Annotated in this window: 16 protein-coding genes, 1 tRNA gene and 1 pseudogene; 12 read left to right on the forward strand and 6 right to left on the reverse strand. The window is 72.3% G+C overall.

Going from position 1 to position 17,221, the window contains the following annotated elements; all coding sequences use genetic code 11:
- Positions 1–9: 9 nt before the first annotated feature.
- The 6 genes from QSK15_RS05280 to QSK15_RS05305 all read left to right on the forward strand — a co-directional run bounded on the left by QSK15_RS05280 (position 10) and on the right by QSK15_RS05305 (position 5,833).
- A complete protein-coding gene (locus QSK15_RS05280) occupies positions 10–792 on the forward strand; it encodes a DUF4129 domain-containing protein (protein ID WP_285793137.1) in 783 nt (260 codons plus the stop codon).
- Positions 789–1,373 (forward strand): hypothetical protein, encoded by a 585-nt coding sequence (locus QSK15_RS05285; protein WP_285793138.1) that lies wholly within the window; start codon positions 789–791, stop codon positions 1,371–1,373. The genes QSK15_RS05280 and QSK15_RS05285 overlap by 4 nt, the downstream gene beginning before the upstream one ends.
- Entirely contained in the window at positions 1,373–2,380 is a 1,008-nt protein-coding gene (locus tag QSK15_RS05290) for an AAA family ATPase (protein WP_030328768.1), read from the forward strand. Before QSK15_RS05285 ends, QSK15_RS05290 begins: the two co-directional genes overlap by 1 nt.
- A complete protein-coding gene (locus tag QSK15_RS05295; protein WP_285793139.1) occupies positions 2,380–3,822 on the forward strand; it encodes a DUF58 domain-containing protein in 1,443 nt (480 codons plus the stop codon). Before QSK15_RS05290 ends, QSK15_RS05295 begins: the two co-directional genes overlap by 1 nt.
- A gap of 16 nt (positions 3,823–3,838) precedes the next feature.
- Positions 3,839–4,399, forward strand: a complete 561-nt coding sequence (locus tag QSK15_RS05300) for a hypothetical protein (protein WP_285793140.1) — start codon at positions 3,839–3,841, stop codon at positions 4,397–4,399.
- A 102-nt stretch (positions 4,400–4,501) separates the two neighbouring features.
- Positions 4,502–5,833, forward strand: a complete 1,332-nt coding sequence (locus QSK15_RS05305) for an NAD(P)/FAD-dependent oxidoreductase (RefSeq protein ID WP_279515226.1) — start codon at positions 4,502–4,504, stop codon at positions 5,831–5,833.
- Between the two features lie 108 nt (positions 5,834–5,941).
- Here QSK15_RS05305 and QSK15_RS05310 read toward each other — a convergent pair whose 3' ends face one another.
- Positions 5,942–7,792 carry a hypothetical protein gene (locus QSK15_RS05310; protein ID WP_285793141.1) on the reverse strand — a complete coding sequence of 617 codons (1,851 nt, stop codon included), beginning with the start codon at positions 7,790–7,792 and terminating at the stop codon, positions 5,942–5,944.
- Positions 7,793–7,893: 101 nt separating this feature from the next.
- Between QSK15_RS05310 and QSK15_RS05315 the strand changes: the two genes are divergently transcribed.
- The 4 genes from QSK15_RS05315 (at position 7,894) to QSK15_RS05330 (ending at position 10,177) form a co-directional block, all read left to right on the forward strand.
- Positions 7,894–7,974 (forward strand) — tRNA-Leu (locus QSK15_RS05315).
- 107 nt (positions 7,975–8,081) lie between these two features.
- Entirely contained in the window at positions 8,082–8,897 is an 816-nt protein-coding gene (locus tag QSK15_RS05320; protein WP_285793142.1) for a Bax inhibitor-1/YccA family protein, read from the forward strand.
- Positions 8,898–9,051: 154 nt separating this feature from the next.
- Positions 9,052–9,810, forward strand: a complete 759-nt coding sequence (locus tag QSK15_RS05325; RefSeq protein ID WP_285793143.1) for a Bax inhibitor-1/YccA family protein — start codon at positions 9,052–9,054, stop codon at positions 9,808–9,810.
- A gap of 46 nt (positions 9,811–9,856) precedes the next feature.
- A complete protein-coding gene (locus tag QSK15_RS05330) occupies positions 9,857–10,177 on the forward strand; it encodes a hypothetical protein (RefSeq protein ID WP_279515229.1) in 321 nt (106 codons plus the stop codon).
- 7 nt (positions 10,178–10,184) lie between these two features.
- Here QSK15_RS05330 and QSK15_RS05335 read toward each other — a convergent pair whose 3' ends face one another.
- The 3 genes and pseudogenes from QSK15_RS05335 to QSK15_RS05345 form a co-directional block, all read right to left on the reverse strand.
- On the reverse strand, positions 10,185–11,444 hold the full coding sequence (locus QSK15_RS05335) for an acetyl-CoA C-acetyltransferase (protein WP_285793144.1): 1,260 nt from the start codon (positions 11,442–11,444) through the stop codon (positions 10,185–10,187).
- Positions 11,445–11,522: 78 nt separating this feature from the next.
- Complete coding sequence (locus QSK15_RS05340; protein ID WP_285793145.1) at positions 11,523–12,335, reverse strand: SGNH/GDSL hydrolase family protein; 813 nt, start codon at positions 12,333–12,335, stop codon at positions 11,523–11,525.
- Positions 12,321–13,384, reverse strand: a pseudogene (locus QSK15_RS05345) (SGNH/GDSL hydrolase family protein); the annotation flags it as partial. The gene QSK15_RS05340 and the pseudogene QSK15_RS05345, both read right to left, overlap by 15 nt.
- Before the next feature lie 150 nt (positions 13,385–13,534).
- Between QSK15_RS05345 and QSK15_RS05350 the strand changes: the two are divergent.
- Together QSK15_RS05350 and QSK15_RS05355 are read left to right on the forward strand one after the other, a co-directional pair.
- Positions 13,535–13,891, forward strand: a complete 357-nt coding sequence (locus QSK15_RS05350) for a YkvA family protein (protein WP_030328742.1) — start codon at positions 13,535–13,537, stop codon at positions 13,889–13,891.
- 72 nt (positions 13,892–13,963) lie between these two features.
- Positions 13,964–15,334: a cystathionine beta-synthase gene (locus tag QSK15_RS05355; RefSeq protein ID WP_285793147.1), complete on the forward strand. Its 1,371-nt coding sequence runs from the start codon at positions 13,964–13,966 to the stop codon at positions 15,332–15,334.
- A gap of 145 nt (positions 15,335–15,479) precedes the next feature.
- On the opposite strand, the gene QSK15_RS05360 is transcribed toward QSK15_RS05355, so the two are convergent.
- Both QSK15_RS05360 and QSK15_RS05365 read right to left on the reverse strand, forming a co-directional pair.
- The gene (locus QSK15_RS05360) at positions 15,480–15,989 is read right to left on the reverse strand and encodes a GNAT family N-acetyltransferase (RefSeq protein ID WP_285793148.1); all 510 of its coding nucleotides are present in this window, start codon (positions 15,987–15,989) and stop codon (positions 15,480–15,482) included.
- Entirely contained in the window at positions 15,986–16,915 is a 930-nt protein-coding gene (locus tag QSK15_RS05365) for a ribonuclease Z (protein ID WP_285793149.1), read from the reverse strand. The genes QSK15_RS05360 and QSK15_RS05365 overlap by 4 nt, the downstream gene beginning before the upstream one ends.
- Positions 16,916–17,221: the final 306 nt, after the last annotated feature.

Below are 17,221 nucleotides of genomic sequence, written 5' to 3' on the forward strand. Positions count from 1 at the left end.
GTGGTGGCGATGACAGACGGAACCCGCCCGCCCGCGCCCGCGCCGTCGGCCGAGCCGGCGCTGCGTCCGGTGCTCGGCCTGCTTCGCCGGTGGTGGCCGGTTGGCGCGGTCGCCGTCCTGCTCGCCGGTGCCGCGCTGGCGTCCGCCCACTCGTCGATCGGGGCCAGTCGGATCCCGCCGGCCGCGGACAACGTTCCGTGGGTTCCGGAGTACCCGACCGTCGAGCCGTCACCGTCGATCCCGGTCGAGCCACGTGACGCGGGCGAGGCCACCCAGGCGCACATTCCCGAGTGGGTCGGCAAGGTGGCCGTTGCCCTGCTCGGGTTGGCCATCCTGACCGCGCTCGGCTACCTCTGCTGGGTCCTGGTCCGGGGCGCGCTGCGCCGCACCACCCGGGCGCTACCGGCGCAGCGGGGCCGTCGGACCGCCGAGGGCACCGCCCGCGAGGTCGTCGCCGCCCTCGACGCCGGCCTGGTGGAACTCGACGACCGGGACACCGACCCCCGGGTGGCGGTGATCGCCTGCTGGGTGCGGCTGGAGGAGACCGCCGCCGCGGCCGGTGTGCCGAGGCTCGCCGGGGACACCCCCACCGACCTGGTCGGCCGGCTGTTGCAGGGCGACCCGGAGGCGGGCGTGCCGGCCATCGCCAGCACCGACGTGCTGGCCGAGTTCGCGCACGTCTACCGGGAGGCCCGGTACGCCACCCATCCGGTCGACGAACGCACGCGGGACCAGGCCCGCGCCGCACTTCGCCGGCTGCGCGGAGAGCTCACCGCGGTGGTGACCTCATGAGCAGCACCAGCATCGACGATCTGCTCGCGTTCGAGGAGGAGGCGGCGCCGACCGGTCCGGGGGCGCGCGACTCCCGCTGGCGTCCGGTGCTGCGCTCGCTCGCCTGGGCCGCCGCGCTGGTCGCGGTCCTGCTCGTCGGCCTCCGCGCGGTGGGCCTTCAGGTCTCGCTGCCGGTACTGATCGCCGGGGTGCTCGCCGTGCTGGCGGTGCGCCGGGTCACCGCACTGCTCGCACCGCCGCCCCCGCCGCCCGGCGGTGCCCGGGTCGGCACCGGCGAGGAGGACGGCAGCTACAACTGGGGTGCCCGCGACGCGCTGCGCAGCGCGATCAACAGGTGGGAGTGGCCCCTGGACTGGTCCTCGACCCGACCCGAACGGTTCACCGGGACGGTCCTGCCCCGGATCGGTGAACTGGCCGACGAGCGGATGCGGCTGAAACACGGCGTGACCCGTGAGTCGGATCCCGCCCGCGCTCGCGCCCTGCTGGGTGAGCGCCTGTGGACGTTCCTGGAGACCCCGCCTCGCCGCACCCCGTCGCCGCGCGACCTCGCGGTGATCGTCGCCGAACTGGAGAGTATTTGATGAACGACGTGGACCGGAGCATTGCCCCCGCCGAGGTCGGGCACCTGGCCCGGGCGGTCCTGGATGCGGTCGGCACCGTCGTGGTCGGCAAACGGGACGCGTTGGAGTTGGTCCTCGCCGGCATCCTCGCCGGCGGGCACGTGCTCCTGGAGGACCTGCCGGGGCTCGGTAAGACGCTCACCGCCCGCTCGTTCGCCCAGGCGCTCGGGTTGGACTTCCGTCGGTTGCAGTTCACCCCCGACCTGCTTCCCGCCGACGTCACCGGCTCCTTCCTCTACGACCAGCGCAACGGGGACTTCAGCTTCCGGGCCGGCCCGGTCTTCACCAACCTGCTCCTCGCCGACGAGATCAACCGGACGCCGCCGAAGACCCAGTCCGCGCTGCTGGAGGCGATGCAGGAGAAGCAGGTGTCGGTGGAGGGGGTGACCTACAAGCTCGACGAGCCGTTCCACGTGCTGGCCACCGCCAACCCCATCGAGTACGAGGGCACCTACCCGCTGCCCGAGGCGCAACTGGACCGGTTCCTGCTGCGGGTCTCGTTCGGGTACCCGCAGCACGAAGAGGAGTGGGAGGTGCTGCGCCGCCGGATGGGCCGTCGCCGGGAGGAGGCGGACATCAAGCCGGTGGTCGACGCGGCGACGCTGCGGGCCATGCAGGCCGCCCTGGAGGACGTGGTGGTGGAGGACTCCATCGGCCGCTACATCGTGTCGCTCACCGCGGCCACCCGGGAGCACCCGTCGGTGCTGGTCGGCGCCTCACCTCGTGGTTCGCTGGCGTTGCTGCTGCTGGCCCGGGTCCGCGCGGTGTTCGGCGGCCGGGACTACGTGGTGCCGGAGGACGTCAAGTCGGTGGCCGCGCCCGCCCTGGCACACCGGATCACCCTGCGCCCGGAGATGTGGTTGCGCCGGGTCGACCCGGCGTTCGTGGTGGGCGAGGTGCTGGAGGCGACTCCCGCCCCGGCCAGTGGCGCGCTGCCCAGCTACGCCGCCGGCGGGCCCCGGCACTGATGACCGGACCGACAGTGTCGAGGGCCACCGAAGCGGAACCGGCCGCCGGTTGGGCGCCCACCCCGGCGCTCGGCCGCGCGGTGCTGCTCGCCGGCCTGCTGCTGGTGGCCGGCGTACTGCTGGGTCGGGTGGACCTGATCGTGCTGGCCGCCCCGTTCGCGCTGGGCACCGCGTACGCGTTGCGTCGACGGCCCACGGCGTTGCCCCAGGTCTGGATCGCCCAGGGTGACGGCGGGCCACTTGTCGAGGGCGGTGACGTGGCGGCGGCGGTGAGCGTCGGCAACCCGGACACTGTCGACTACGACCTGGTGGTGATGCGGTCCCGGGTGTCGCCGTGGCTGCGGATCGACAGGGCCGGCTTCGCCCGCGACGAGGCCGCCGACGACGGGGCACAGAGTGTCGTCCCGGCGACCGGTGTGACCGCTCCGGGTAACAACGGGGGGCGTTCCGTCGCCGACCGACCGTTCGTGACCTCGGTGCCGGTCGGTGCCGCTGTGGACCTTGAGTTGGCCGGCAAGGCGCTGCGCTGGGGCCGGCACCCGATTGGCCCCGCCGGTGCCCGGGTGGCCACGGCGGGCGGTCTGCTGGTCTCCCGTGCGGTCATCACCGAGCCGGTCCGGGTGCGGGTGTACCCGCGTACCGAGCCGTTCGAGGCGGTGGAGGCGATGCCCCGCGCCGCCGGCCTGGTCGGGGCGCACCACTCCCGTCGACCCGGAGAGGGCGGCGAGTTGGCCGGCGTACGCGTCTTCGCTCCCGGTGACCGGCTGCGCCGGGTCGACTGGCGGGTCTCGTTGCGGGCCCGGCAGCTGCACGTGGCCGCCACCCTCTCCGACCGGGACGCGGAGGTGGTGGTGCTGCTCGACGTGCTCGCCGAGGCGGGCCGCTCCGGTGGGGTGGACGGCGCCGCCTCGGTGCTGGACACCACCGTCCGGGCCACCGCCGCGATCGCCGAGCACTACCTGCACCGTGGCGACCGGGTCTCCCTGCTGGAGTACGGGCCGGCCGCCCGCCGGCTCCGGCCGGCCGCCGGGAGGCGGCAGTACCTCACCGTCCTGGAGTGGCTGCTCGACGTCCGGGTGCACGCGTCCGCGCACGAGCCGTACGACCAGGTCTTCGGCCCACAGTTGCTCTCCTCGGACGCGTTGGTGGTGGTGCTCACCCCGCTGCTGGACGAACGGTCGGCGCAGATGCTCGCCCGGTTGGCCCGCGGCGGGCGGTTCGTGGTGGCGGTCGACACGTTGCCGACGGACCTGGCGTCGCCCAAGGACCGGGGCTGGGCCGAGGTGGCGTACCGACTGTGGCGCCTGGACCGGGAGATCATGATCGGGCAGCTCCGCGAGCACGGCGTACCGGTGGTGCGCTGGGCGGGCGCCGGCAGCCTGGACCAGGTGTTGCGGGACGTGGCGCGGTTGGCGACGGCCCCCAGGGTGGGTAACCGGTGAACGAAAGGTCAGTGCGGTGAACCCGGTCGTGGAGCGGGCTCGGGCGACGCGGAACGCCGTTGCCCGGATCAGCGTCGCCCCGCTGCTGGTGCGGGCGGCGATCTTCGTCATCGTGCTTGCCGGGTTCGCCCTGGCGTTTCCGGCGGAGGTGCTTTCCGGCCGGCCGATCCTCTTCCTGGCGTTCGCCGCCCTGTTGCCCGCGTTCGGGCCACGGCGGCTGTGGGCGACCTTCACGGCGTTGGTCACCGTCGGGGGTTGGTTGCTCGCCACCGACGGGTATGGCCGTCCGGTCGCGCTCTGGCGGCTGCTGGCCGTCGCGGCCCTGCTCTATCTGGGACACACCCTCTGCGCGTTGGCCGCGCTGTTGCCCTACGACGCGGTGGTTGACCCGGAGTTGATCAGCCGTTGGTTGGTGCGGTCGGCCGCCGTGCTGTTGGGTGCCGCCGTGTTGGGCGTGCTGCTGTTGCAGGTGGCGGGGACGGGTGGGGGAGCCGGATACCAGTGGGTCACCGTGCTGGGGTTGCTGGTGGCAGTGGGGACGGCAGCGTTGCTCGGTTGGCTGCTGCGGCGTCGGTGACCGCTGTGACCTGAGGGTTACGCAGGTCACATGGGTTGTGCTCCGTCACAGATGGGGGGCGCGAGCGGGATTACCTGAGCCGGCCGGGGAAAGATAGACAACGTGAATCCGAAGCGGATCCTTGTGGTTGGTGCCGGGCACGTCGGTCTGTACGCCGCCCTGCGCCTGTCGAAGAAGCTCAGCTCCCGTGAGGCTGAGGTCATGGTGGTGGACCCCCAACCCCACATGACCTACCAGCCGTTCCTGCCCGAGGCGGCGGCGGGCAACATCTCCCCGCGGCACTCCGTGGTGCCGCTGCGGCGGGAGTTGCGCCGGTGCAAGATGGTGGCCGGCACGGTCACGCGGATCGAGCACGACCGCAAGGTGGCCACCGTGCAGCCGATCAGCGGCCCGGCCCGGGAGATCACCTACGACCACGTGATCGTGGCCCCGGGTTCGGTCTCCCGCACCCTGCCGATTCCCGGCCTGCACGAGCAGGGCATCGGGTTCAAGACCATCGGTGAGGCGATCTACCTGCGCAACCACGTGCTGGATCGGCTCGACGTGGCGGCCGCCACGCCGGATCCGGACGTCCGCCGTTCGGCGCTGACCTTCACCTTCGTCGGTGGTGGGTACGCCGGCATCGAGGCGCTCGCCGAGATGGAGGACATGGCTCGCGACGCCCTGCGCTACTACCCGGAGCTCAAGCAGGACGAGGTTCGGTGGGTGCTGGTCGAGGCGACCCAGCGGGTGCTGCCCGAGGTCGACCGGGACATGGGTGCCTACACCGTGCAGCAGCTGCTGAAGCGGAACATGGACATCCGGCTGGACACCCGGCTCGAGTCCTGCGTCGACGGGGTGGTCAAGCTCTCCGACGGTGACAGCTTCCGCTCCGACACGATCGTCTGGACGGCCGGTGTGAAGCCGTCGCCGATGCTGGACGCGACCGACTTCCCGCGCGACGACCGTCGGCGGATCACCTGCCTGCCCACCCTTCAGGTGGTCGACGGTGACCAGGTGGTCGAGGGTGCCTGGAGCGCCGGTGACTGCGCCGCCGTTCCGGACCTGACCAAGGAGCCGGGCAACTTCTGCTCGCCGAGCGCCCAGCACGCGGTGCGTCAGGCCGCCCGGATGGCCGACAACATCGTGGCCGTGGTCCGGGGCCGTGAGCCGGTGAACTACAAGCACAAGCACGTCGGCAGCGTCGCGAGCCTCGGCCTGCACAAGGGCGTGGCCCAGGTGTACGGGATCAAGATGACCGGTTGGCCGGCCTGGGTGATGCACCGGACGTACCACATGAGCCGGATCCCGTCGTTCAACCGCAAGGTCCGCGTGGTGGTGGACTGGTCGTTGGCGTTCTTCCTCAAGCGTGAGGTGGTCGCCCTGGGTCAGTTGCACGACCCGCGCGAGGAGTTCGTCGAGGCATCCCAGCCCGTCGGCGCGCCCCGCGTCTGACCATCAACTGCACAAGGGGCCCGTTCCTACCGTCTCCGGTAGGAACGGGCCCCTTGTCGTCGCACCCGTTGCGTCGTCGGCAGAGGCGCCGGTTCACGCGAGGCGTGCTCAGACCCGCCAGGTCCAGGCGTCGGCGATTCGGGTGGGCGGGCCGTAGAGCTGTTCCAGGGTTGCCCGCAGGCTCTCCGCGTGCGGGGCGTCGTCGGTCAGCGCCACACAGGAGGCACCCCAGAAGTCCGCGTCACGGGCGGCCTGGCGGCGCTGCTCATCGCCGATGGCCGGTTGGTCGCCGCGCCGGGCGACATCAGCGAGCAGCGCGGAGGTGGGCTGTTTGAAGGTGCCCATCGCCGCGGTGCCGCGCCTTCCGTACGGGCCGATGAAGAAGCCTTCCGGCAGCCCGAAACCGGCGTCGGCGGCGGTCGCCCAGCGCATCGGCCAGGGCTCCTTCGGCGTCGGCAACGGCACCGGGACCAGCACCCCGCCCGGTGGTACGCACTGCCGCCAGTGGCCGCCGCTGATGAATGTCGGCACGGCTGGTCGTCCGGCGGTGGGCAGCGGGGCCGGGAAGATCGGCAGTAGCGCCACCCCGACGGCCAGTGGCACCAGCCGCCGTGCCTGCCCGGAGCTGCCCAGGGCCCGGTCGACCGCGAGCACCAGCAGCGTCGCGACGATCGGCAGCAACGCCAACGCGAACCGCATCGGCAACGCCCCGTCCACCACCGGCAGCCCGGCGATCAGGGCGTACGGACCGGGGATCGCCGTCCTGGTGCCGCCGAACACCACCTCGGGGCCGAGCGAGAGCGCCCCCATCACCAGGCCCGCCACGACGCAGGCGAAGACCAGCCGGCGTCGCCCGGCCCAGATCGCGCAGGCCGCGGCGACCAGCAGCAGTGGCCAGCCGAGGAACGTGTTGTACTCGGCGGGGCCGGTGGTCAGCCGGGCGGATTCGTCGCTGCCGGCCACCGACAGTGGGGAGAGGGTCCACCAACTGCTCAGGTCGGCGGAGAAGTAGGCCGGGGTGAACATCCCGTCGGCGACTCCCTGCGGCCCGGCGAACTGGAACCACAGCGGATAGCCCAGCACCAGCAGCGCGAGCCCGGCGGTGATCGCCAACCCTGCGGCGAACCCGGGGAGCGCCCGGCGGGCCAGGTCCCGGTCCACCATGGCGTAGCTGATCGACATCACCAGCAGCGTGATCGCGGCGAGGAAGAGCACCTCCTCGCCGATGAAGACCTGCGCGGTGACCGCGCCGGCCAGCCCCGCCGCGGAGGTGAACAACCGTCGACGGTCCGGCCCGGTGGTGCCGGTCCCGTCGGCTGACCCGGGCCCCGGGTCGGCCGCCCGCAGCAGCCGGACCACCAGCCAGACGATCACCGGCACCAGCCACTGGGCGGTCATGTGCAGGTGACTGTTGGTCTGCGAGACCATGCCGGGTCCGAAGCCGCACAGCCCGCCGCCGAGCGCGGCGGCCAACCGGCGGGCGCGCAGCGTCCGATGGAACAGCAGGTACCAGGCGAGCGCGGTGCCGGCGAGGTTGGCGGCGGCGATCAGCGCGAAGGTGACCGGTGCGCCCAGCAGCAGGGTGACCGGCGCGAAGATGACGCCCAGCGCGATCACCGTGGTGTTGGCCATCAGGTTGACCCCGTCGGGGGCGTTGAGCCGGTCGGTGAGCAGGTCGAAGTCGCCGAGCAGCGCGCGGGCGTCCACTGCCAGGAACCACTCGTAGAGGGTCTGGTCCTCCGGGTTGAGCGCCAGGGTGCGGGCTCCCGGGTCGGGCCACAGCCCGTGGGTGAGCCAGCCGGCCAGCGCCGCGAAGATCAGAGCGGCCAGCAGATCCGCCCGATGGCGGCGGACGGCGGCCAGCAGCCGGGTGGCCCGGGGTCGGCGGTTGACCTGATCGGCGAGGCGGAATGCCTGCTCAGGGGCGGCGTCGGGGGCCGTGGGGGCTGCGCTGCTCACGGCATCGACCCTAATGTGGCCAGGCCGGCGGGGTACGCCGGGTCGCCGCAGACCGGCTACGGTGACATTGCACCAGGCGTGTCGGCGCGCCGGTGTCACTCGCCCGGGTGGTGGAACGGCAGACACGGCCGCCTTAAAAGCGGCTGCCGAAAGGCGTGCGGGTTCGACCCCCGCCCCGGGCACCGGTCGACCTCACGCATTCTCATTCGTGATCTCCAAGACGTGGCTGCGCCGTTTACTCTTGGAGGGCACGTTCACGTGCACACGACCCCCTGAGGGAGGCCAGACAGTGAAGACCTCGAACCCGGTGCTCGCCCGGCTCGGCCAGGCGGCCGAGCGGGAGCGCTCCGCCGGGTACGCCCCGGCCGGGCCGTACGGACAGCCCGGCATTCCCCAGCAGTACCCGTCCCAGGCCGGTTACCCGGCCGCGCCGCCGACCGTGGCGCCGATGACCGTCGACGACGTGGTCGTCAAGACGGTCGCTCTGCTCGGCATCCTCGGCATCTCCGCCGCGGCCGCCTGGGTGCTCGTGCCCGACGCGCTGGTCGGTACCGCCTGGATCGGCGCGGCGGTGGTCGGCCTGGTCCTGGGCTTGATCATCTCGTTCTCCCGGATGGCCAACCCGGCGCTCGTGATCGCGTACGCGGTCGTCGAGGGTGTCTTCGTCGGCATGGTCAGCAAGGCGTTCGAGACGGCCTACGACGGCATCGTGCTCCAGGCCGCCGCGGCCAGCTTCGGCATCTTCTTCCTGATGGCGATGCTCTACCGGGCGAAGGTCATCCGGGCCACCCCGGCCTTCGTCAAGGGCATGATCGCCGTGATGGTCGGTCTCTTCGCCGTCATGATGATCAACCTGGTGCTGGCGCTGTTCGGCGTCAACACCGGCCTGCGTGACGGCAGCCCGCTGGCCATCGGCTTCAGCCTGGTCTGCATCGTGGTCGCCTCGCTGAGCTTCGTGCTCAGCTTCAAGGAGATCGAGGACGGCGTCCGGATGGGCCTGCCCCAGCGCTACTCCTGGACGGCCGCGTTCGGCATCCTGGTCAGCCTGGTCTGGCTCTACATCGAGATCCTGCGCCTGCTGAGCTACTTCCAGGGCGACGACTGACCTCGTCCGCACTGCGACCGACGCCCGCCTCCAACGTCGTTGGGGGCGGGCGTCGTCGTCCGCGCCGTTTCCCCGCCGCCGCCGGCCCGCCCGGGGCAGAGTGACTGCGAGGCTTTGACACAAGCCCTGGGGTACGCGGGCGAAGGAGGCGACGGTGCGCAGCAACAACCCGGTGCTCAACCGGCTGGACGAGGCCGGCCGGGTGGAGGCCCGGGTGCTCGGCTCCCGTGACGTCGAGCCGATGACCGTCGACGACGTGGTGGTCCGTACCGTCGGGTTGCTGCTGGTGACCGGCGTCGCCGCGGCGGTGTCCTGGGCGGTGATTCCCGACGCCGTGTGGCTGGGCGCCGCGCTGGCCGGCAGCGCGCTCGCCTCGATCGCGCTGGTCCTGGTCATCTCGTTGCGGGGAATCACCAACCCGGTGCCGATCGTCGGCTACGCCATCCTGCAGGGCCTGCTGCTGGGGGTGGCGAGCCGCACCTTCGAGCAGGTGTATCCGGGCATCGTGGTGCAGGCGGTGGCCGGCACCTTCGGCGTCTTCCTCGGCATGGCGGCGCTGTACCGGGCCCGGGTGATCCGGGCGACGCCCCGGCTGGCCCGCCTGGTGATCGGCACCCTGCTCGGCATCGCCGTGCTCAGCGTGGTCAACCTGGTGTCGTACCTGATCACCGGGAGACCGGGCCTGGCGGGATACAGCGTCAGCGGGGAGGTCGGCTGGCTGCCGTACGCCATCTCGGTGGTGGCCATCATCGCCGGGGCGTTCAGTTTCATCCTCGACTTCGATCTCGTCGAGCGGTCGGTGCGCGACGGTCGAGCCCGTCGGTACGCGTGGTTGAGCGCGTTCGGCCTGCTCACCGGGTTGGTGTTCCTCTACTGGCAGCTGCTGCGGCTGCTCAGTTACCTGCGCCGCTGACCGGCCCGACGCGGACCGGGTGGTGCCGGCCGTAGACTCGGCGGCGATGAGCGCAGCGGAGTTGGACAAGGCCGTGCGGTTGCTGGTCGGTCAGATCGCGCACTGGCAGCAGCCGCGGTGGGCGGCGGCCGCGACCGCCGGCAACGTGTCCCGCGCCGACCTCGTGCACCGCCTGGTGCAGGAGGTCGCCAACCTGGCGGCCGACGCCGAGGGGCAGCCCCGGCGGGTGGTGCCCCGGCTCGACAACGACCTGGCCCTGCCCGACCAGCTGCGGGTGGTCACGGCGGATCTGTTGGCCGCCGACCCGGGGGCCGAGGCGCTGACCCGGGCCGCCGCCGAGGTGACGGCGACCCGCGGCGCGCTCTGAGGGCGGCTCAGAGGCGTTCGAGCACCATGGCCATGCCCTGGCCGCCGCCCACGCACATGGTCTCCAGACCGATGGTCTTGTCGTGCCACTCCAGCGCGTTGAGCAGGGTGCCGGTGATCCGCGCGCCGGTCATGCCGAACGGGTGGCCGACAGCGATGGCCCCACCCATCACGTTCAGCTTCTCCTCGGGGATGCCCAGCTGGCGGTAGGAGGGGATGACCTGCGCGGCGAACGCCTCGTTGATCTCGACGAGGTCGACGTCGTCGATCGTCATACCGGCTCGGCGCAGCGCCTGCCGGGACGCCTCGACCGGTCCGAGGCCCATGATCTCCGGCGACAGGGCGGTCACACCGGTCGAGACGATCCGGGCCAGCGGGGTGATCCCGAGTTCCTCGGCCCGCTGGGCGCTCATCACCACCACTGCTGCCGCACCGTCGTTGAGTGGGCAGCAGTTGCCGGCGGTGATCCGACCGTCCGGGCGGAACACCGGCTTCAGACCAGCGACCGCGTCGAGGGTGACGCCGGCCCGGGGCCCGTCGTCGGTGCTCACCACTGTGCCGTCCGGCGTCGTGACCGGGGTGATCTCCCGGGCCCAGAAGCCGTCGGCGATGGCCTTCTCGGCGAGGTTCTGGCTGCGTACGCCGAACTCGTCCATGTCGGCGCGGGTGACGTCGTACACCTGGGCCAGGTTCTCCGCGGTCTGCCCCATGGTGAGGTAGATGTCGGGCAGCTCACCGGCCTCGCGCGGGTCGGTCCACACCTCGGCGCCGCCCTGCGCGCGGCGCTTCGAGCGCTCGCCGGCCGACGCGAAACGCGGGTTCTCCCAGCCGCCGCCGACCAGGGCCTGCGCCTCGGGCGGCAGCCCGTCGGAGCTGCCCCGGGCGTAGCGGGAGACCATCTCCACGCCGGCGGAGACGAACACGTCGCCCTCGCCGGCCCGGATCGCGTGCATCGCCATCCGGGTGGTCTGCAACGAGGAGGCGCAGTAGCGGGTCAGCGTGGCACCGGGAACAGTGTCCAGGCCGAGGAGGGTGGACACCACCCGGGCCATGTTGAAGCCCTGTTCGCCGCCGGGCAGGCCGCACCCGAGGTAGAGGTCGTCGATCGTGGTCGGATCGAGCGCGGGGATCTTGTCCAGCGCGGCTCGGACGATGGTCGCGGCGAGGTCGTCGGAGCGGACATCGCGCAGGGAACCCTTGTGCGCCCGGCCGATGGGGGAGCGGGCGGTGGCGACGATGACGGCGTCGCGGGACGACTCAATCGGCATGGACCAACGTTAACCCGCCGGTAACATGCGCGGAAGAAGCCGGCACAGCGGGAAATGTCACCAGTGGCCGGCGACGATCTAGCGCCGGGTGGTGGCCGCCGCCGCGGCGACGATGGCGGGTAGCAACGCGTGCGCCCACACCCGGTAGCCATCGGCGGAGGGGTGGAAACGGTCCGGGCAGAGCGTCCCCGCATCGGCCCGGAACACCGGCCCGGTCTCGGTGCCCAGGTCGACCACCGAGCCGCCCGCCTGCAACACGGCGGTGGTCTGCGCGCGGGCCACCCGACGCCCGGACCAGCCGACCACCTGGCGCAGCGGGGGAGCGATCGCACGCACCGCGCCGAGGTCGGGGCAGGTGCCCACGACCACCTCGACGCGCGCCTCACGCAGCCGGTGCACCGCCGCGCCGAGGTAGGCCGCCGCGTCGGCGGGCCGCCGCAGCCCGGTGGCGTCGTTCGCGCCGATCAGGATCAACGCCACGTCGGGCCGCTCACCGAGCAGGGCCCGGGCCACCTGGGTGGCGAGGTCGGTCGAGCGGGACCCGGACACGCCGACGCTGGACAGGTGCACCCGGCGGCCGGTCGGGCCCTCGGCGAGCAGGTTGGCCAACTGCCCGCCGATGGTGTCCTCCAGCCGGTCCACACCGACACCGAGTGCCGACGAGTCGCCCAGCAGCACCAGTCGCAGCGGAGGAGCGCCCGCCCGGCCGATCGTGGCGCGCAGGGCCAGGCCGAGCTCCGGTTGGGCGTAGCGTCGGTGCCGGGCGACGAACGCCTCACCGGCGAGGACGGCGGCGCCCCCGACAGCGCCGGCGAGCAGTGAGAACGCCGCCGCCCGACCCACTCGGCCGGCGAGGCCGGAGGTCACGCTCCGCGCGCTGCGCTCGTTCATGCCAGTCCCTCCACTGTCGAGGTGTCCGAGGCGGACCCGTGCTGCGGCACCGCACCGACACCGAAGAACGCCCGTCGGCGCAGCTGCGCCCACCGGCCGGCCGGCCCTCGGTCGCGGCCCCGCACCTGGACGCCGCTGACCTCCGTGCCGGCGTGTCGTGCCGCCTCCTGCGCGGCCTCCGGCAGCGACCGTACGCCGTCGCCGCGCATCGGTGTGGCCCGTCGTTCCGGGGTCGCGCCGAGGGCGGAGAGCATCGTCGGCAGGAGCGCGGCGGCAGCCATCGCGTACCCCTCGGCGGAGGGATGGAAGCGGTCCCAGGCGAACATCCGGGTCGGCTCGGCCGCGAACCGGGGGCCGAGCAGGTCACCGAGGGAGACCGTCCAGCCGCCCGCCTCGACCACTGCCACCGTCTGGGCGGCGGCGAGCTGGCGGCTCCAGCGGTGCGCCAGCCAGCGCAGCGGTGGCTGGATCGGGCGGATCGCGCCCAGGTCGGGGCAGGTGCCGACGACCACCTCGCAGCCCGCGTCGCGCAGCGTGTGCACCGCCTCGACCAGGTAGCGCACCGCGAGGCCGCGCGGGGTGCGATTGGTGATGTCGTTGCCGCCGATGAGGATCACCGCGATGTCGGGACGGCACTCCAGCGCCGCCTCCACCTGGTGGCGTAGCGCCGCCGAGATGGCACCGACCACCGCGAAGCGGTGCAGCTGCACCGGCCGGTGCAGTCGACGGGACAGGCCGGTGGCGAGCAGCGCCCCGGGTGTCTCCCGGCGGCGGTGCACGCCGTAGCCGGCCGCCGACGAGTCACCGAGCACCACCATGGTGAGCGCCGGGCCGGGAAACTTCGCGCCGTACATCCCATCGCAGCGGGGTGGCGGCGCCTCGGCCATCGGGATGGTCCGTCGAGCCTGCCGGGCCTGGCCGACCAGCACCCCGCCGGTCGCCACCGCGGCCGCCGCGGTGGCGCCTGTCCCGATGGCTGCCAGCCGGACGAACCGCCGGGCCTGCCGCCAGCGTTCACCACCGGGTACGACGGAATCTGCCACCCCCATACCGCGACATTATCGCGCTGGTCCGACACCCCGCTGTCGTCGTGACGGCACCCGGGTGCCTGGAACCCGACGCGACGGGGTACCTGACTGGGAGAGGCCGGCCGACTTGCGCCGACCCGCCACGCTGATCCGGCGGAGAGGAGCGCGACGATGGGTAAGACACTGAAGCGCAGCGCGGCGTTCACGGCCCTGGCGCGGGCCCTGGCGGCGGGGGCGCGCAACGGGCCGTCGATCGGCACCCGGTTGGCCGCGTTGCCCCGGATGATCCGAGCCACCGCCAAGGGGGAGTACGACGGTGGCCTTCGGCTGGCCCTGATGACCGCGGCGACGGCGTACATCGTCTCCCCGATCGACCTGCTCCCGGAGATCCCGTTGGCGATCTTCGGGCTGGCCGACGACGCGGTCATGGTCACCTGGCTGGCCGGCAGCGTGCTCGCCGAAACCGATCGCTTCCTGGAGTGGGAGGCCCGTCGCAGCTCAGTCATCCCCGGGGGGTTGGTGCCCTGACGACACGTACGCTGGGCGACGAGGAAACGTCTTCCCGGTCGCCACCGTCGGCGCCGCAACGAAGGGCACACCGTGCAGTACTACGACAACGTCGTCGACATGATCGGAAACACCCCGCTGGTGCGTCTGCGTAACGTCACCGAGGGCATCCAGGCCACCGTGCTGGCCAAGGTGGAGTACGTCAACCCGGGCGGTTCGGTGAAGGACCGGATCGCGCTGCGCATGGTGGAGGACGCCGAGGCTGCCGGTCTGCTCAAGCCCGGCGGCACCATCGTCGAGCCGACCAGCGGCAACACCGGTGTCGGGCTGGCCCTGGTGGCCCAGCTCAAGGGCTACCGGTGTGTGTTCGTCTGCCCCGACAAGGTCAGCCAGGACAAGCAGGACGTGCTCCGGGCGTACGGCGCCGAGGTGGTGGTCTGCCCGACCGCCGTCGCGCCGGAGGACCCGCGCTCGTACTACAACGTCTCCGACCGGCTGACCCGGGAGATCCCCGGCGCCTGGAAGCCCAACCAGTACAGCAACCCGGCCAACCCGCGGTCGCACTACGAGACGACCGGCCCGGAGCTGTGGAAGCAGACCGACGGCGGGCTGACCCACTTCGTGGCCGGCGTCGGCACCGGAGGCACCATCTCCGGCATCGGCCGCTACCTGAAGGAGGCCTCCGAGGGTCGGGTGCGTGTCATCGGGGCCGACCCGGAGGGCTCGGTCTACTCGGGCGGCACCGGCCGGCCGTACCTGGTGGAGGGCGTCGGCGAGGACTTCTGGCCGGAGACGTACGACCGGGGTGTCGCCGACGAGATCGTGGAGGTCTCCGACAAGGCGTCGTTCGAGATGACCCGGCGACTGGCCCGCGAGGAAGGGCTGCTCGTCGGCGGTTCCTGCGGGATGGCGGTGGTCGCCGCCCTGGAGGTCGCCCGCAAGGCCGGCCCGGACGACGTGGTGGTGGTCCTGCTGCCGGACGGCGGCCGAGGCTACCTCTCCAAGATCTTCAACGACTCGTGGATGGCCCGGTACGGCTTCCTCGACAACTCCGGCGCCGAGCCGACGGTGGCCGACGCGCTGGCCAGTAAGCCGGGCGGGCTGCCTGAGCTGGTGCACGTGCACCCGACCGAGACGGTCCGCGACGCGATCGACTACATGCGCGAGTACGGCGTCTCGCAGCTGCCGGTGCTCAAGGCCGAGCCGCCCGTGGTGACCGGTGAGGTCGCCGGCTCGATCGCCGAGCGGGACCTGCTCGACGCGCTGTTCACCGGTCAGGCTCACCTGCACGACACCATCGAGCGGCACATGGGCGACCCGCTGCCGATGATCGGTGGGGGTCAGCCGGTGAGCGAGGCGGTCGGCATGCTGGAGAAGTCCGACGCTGCGTTGGTCCTGGTCGACGGCAAGCCCAAGGGTGTCCTGACCCGCCAAGACCTCCTAGCCCACCTCGGCGCCCACTGAGTCCCGTCCCGGTGCCCCGCCTGCGGGCGGGGCACCGGGCCACCCTGTCGCGCCCTTTGCTCTGCATACGCATACGCACCACCCACGGTCACGGTCACCGCTGGTGCTTATTGATAAGCAGAGCAAAGGTGCGGGCGAGGACTGCTCAGAGAGGGCGGCCGTAGCGCAGTTGGAGGGTGGGGGCAAGGCCGATGTGCTCGACGCGCTCCGCGCCGGTCGGGGTCCAGCCGCCGCGCTCGTAGAAGGCTCGGGCGTGGGCGTTCTCCCGGAGCACCCACAGCACGGCACGCCGCCAGCCCCGCGCCCGCATGGCGTCCAGCGCGTCCACCATCAGGGTGCGACCCACGCCGCGGCCCTGCTCGGCCGGGTCGAGGTGGATCGCGTTGAGCAGCCCGGTGGTCGGGTCGTCCTCGTCGTCCGGGCCCAGGTGGCTGAACCCGACCAACGCCCCGGCCCGCTCGGCCACCGTCATCCGGTGGGTGTCCCGCTCCCACAGCCACCGCTCGACCCAGTACCGACCCATCGCCTCCGGTGTCGGCTCGGCCAGCGCCTCGGCCGGCAGGAACGCGGAGTACGCGGCGACCCGGGAGCGTTGGTGCAGGGCCCCCACCGCCATCAGGTCGCCTTCGGTCGCGGAGCGGAGCGTGATCGTCACCCGGCCGAGGCTACCCGGCGCGGCGGAAGCTGCACCGTGGTCAGATCCTCGGCGACGATCAGCTCACCGTCGAAGTGCGCGCGCGCCTCGTCGTGGAACCGGCGCGGGTCGCTGTAGCGCTGGGAGAAATGGGTGAGCACGAGTCGGCGTACCCCGGACTCGGTCGCCACCCGGGCGGCCTGCGCCGCGGTCAGGTGGCCGACCTCGGCGGCCAACGCGGCCTCCGACTCCAGGAACGTCGACTCGATGACCAGCAGGTCGGCGTGCTCGGCGAGGGCGTAGACCCCGTCGCAGAGGCCGGTGTCCATCACGAACGCGAACCGCTGCCCCGGTCGGGGCACGCTCACCTCGGCCCGGGTGACGCGGCGTCCGTCGAGGTCGAGGTGCCCGACGCGGATCAGCTCGCCGACGGCCGGACCGACGATGCCGTACGCGGCCAGTTTCTCCGGCAGCATCCGGTGCCCGTCCGGCTCGACCAGCCGGTAGCCGTACGTCTCGATGGGGTGCCGGAGCCGGCGGGCCTCCAGCGTGCCGCAGCGCAGGGCGATCCGCTGCCCGTCGGCCTCAATGGGCTCGACCCGCAGCTCGGCGGTCTCGTAGAAGGAGGTGGCGTGCCGCAGCCGGGCGAAGTATTCGGCGCCGCCGGCCGGAAAGTGCACGGCTACCGGGTGCGCCACCCGGTCCAGGGAGAGCCGTTGGATGGTGCCGGGCAGGCCGAGGCAGTGGTCGCCGTGGAAGTGGGTGACGCAGATCCGGGTCAGGTCGGTGGCGGTGACCGTGGTGTGCAGGAGTTGGCGCTGACTGCCCTCGCCCGGGTCGAAGAGGATCACCTCGTCGTCCCAGCGCAGCACGTACCCGTTGTGGTTGCGCTGACGGGTCGGTGCCTGGCTGGCCGTCCCCAGGACCACCAACTCGCGCATGGACATGGCCACTCCTGCGGATATGGAGCGACCCCCGGGGCGCTCCGCGCTGTCGCACGGGCCGGCTGGACTGGGCCGGCGCCCCGGGGGTCGGGTGGCTGCCTGGAATTCGCCGCACCGCTGCCACACGGTCTCGACGATGGTGCTGTTGCCCGCCTCGCGACGGGCCGATCACTGTCGAGGACAGCGGCTAGCTGACAGCCACCTCACGAGTCCGATTGCTATACAAGTCTGGACCACCTCCTTTCACGTGTACGGCCACGTTATCGAGTTCCCTTCGGGCTCGGCAACGGATTTCGATCACAGGGCCGA

It is taken from the genome of Micromonospora sp. NBRC 107095 (assembly GCF_030269705.1).
Taxonomy (GTDB): Bacteria; Actinomycetota; Actinomycetes; order Mycobacteriales; family Micromonosporaceae; genus Micromonospora; species Micromonospora parva.

What these genes read in the sequence shown, in the direction of transcription:
- QSK15_RS05280 (WP_285793137.1), top strand. Translation starts at nt 10, where the DNA reads ATGACAGACGGAACCCGCCCGCCCGCGCCCGCGCCGTCGGCCGAGCCG.
- QSK15_RS05285 (WP_285793138.1), top strand. Translation starts at nt 789, where the DNA reads ATGAGCAGCACCAGCATCGACGATCTGCTCGCGTTCGAGGAGGAGGCG.
- QSK15_RS05290 (WP_030328768.1), top strand. Translation starts at nt 1,373, where the DNA reads ATGAACGACGTGGACCGGAGCATTGCCCCCGCCGAGGTCGGGCACCTG.
- QSK15_RS05295 (WP_285793139.1), top strand. Translation starts at nt 2,380, where the DNA reads ATGACCGGACCGACAGTGTCGAGGGCCACCGAAGCGGAACCGGCCGCC.
- QSK15_RS05330 (WP_279515229.1), top strand. Translation starts at nt 9,857, where the DNA reads ATGAGCGCAGCGGAGTTGGACAAGGCCGTGCGGTTGCTGGTCGGTCAG.
- QSK15_RS05335 (WP_285793144.1), bottom strand. Translation starts at nt 11,444, where the DNA reads ATGCCGATTGAGTCGTCCCGCGACGCCGTCATCGTCGCCACCGCCCGC.
- QSK15_RS05340 (WP_285793145.1), bottom strand. Translation starts at nt 12,335, where the DNA reads ATGAACGAGCGCAGCGCGCGGAGCGTGACCTCCGGCCTCGCCGGCCGA.
- QSK15_RS05350 (WP_030328742.1), top strand. Translation starts at nt 13,535, where the DNA reads ATGGGTAAGACACTGAAGCGCAGCGCGGCGTTCACGGCCCTGGCGCGG.
- QSK15_RS05365 (WP_285793149.1), bottom strand. Translation starts at nt 16,915, where the DNA reads ATGTCCATGCGCGAGTTGGTGGTCCTGGGGACGGCCAGCCAGGCACCG.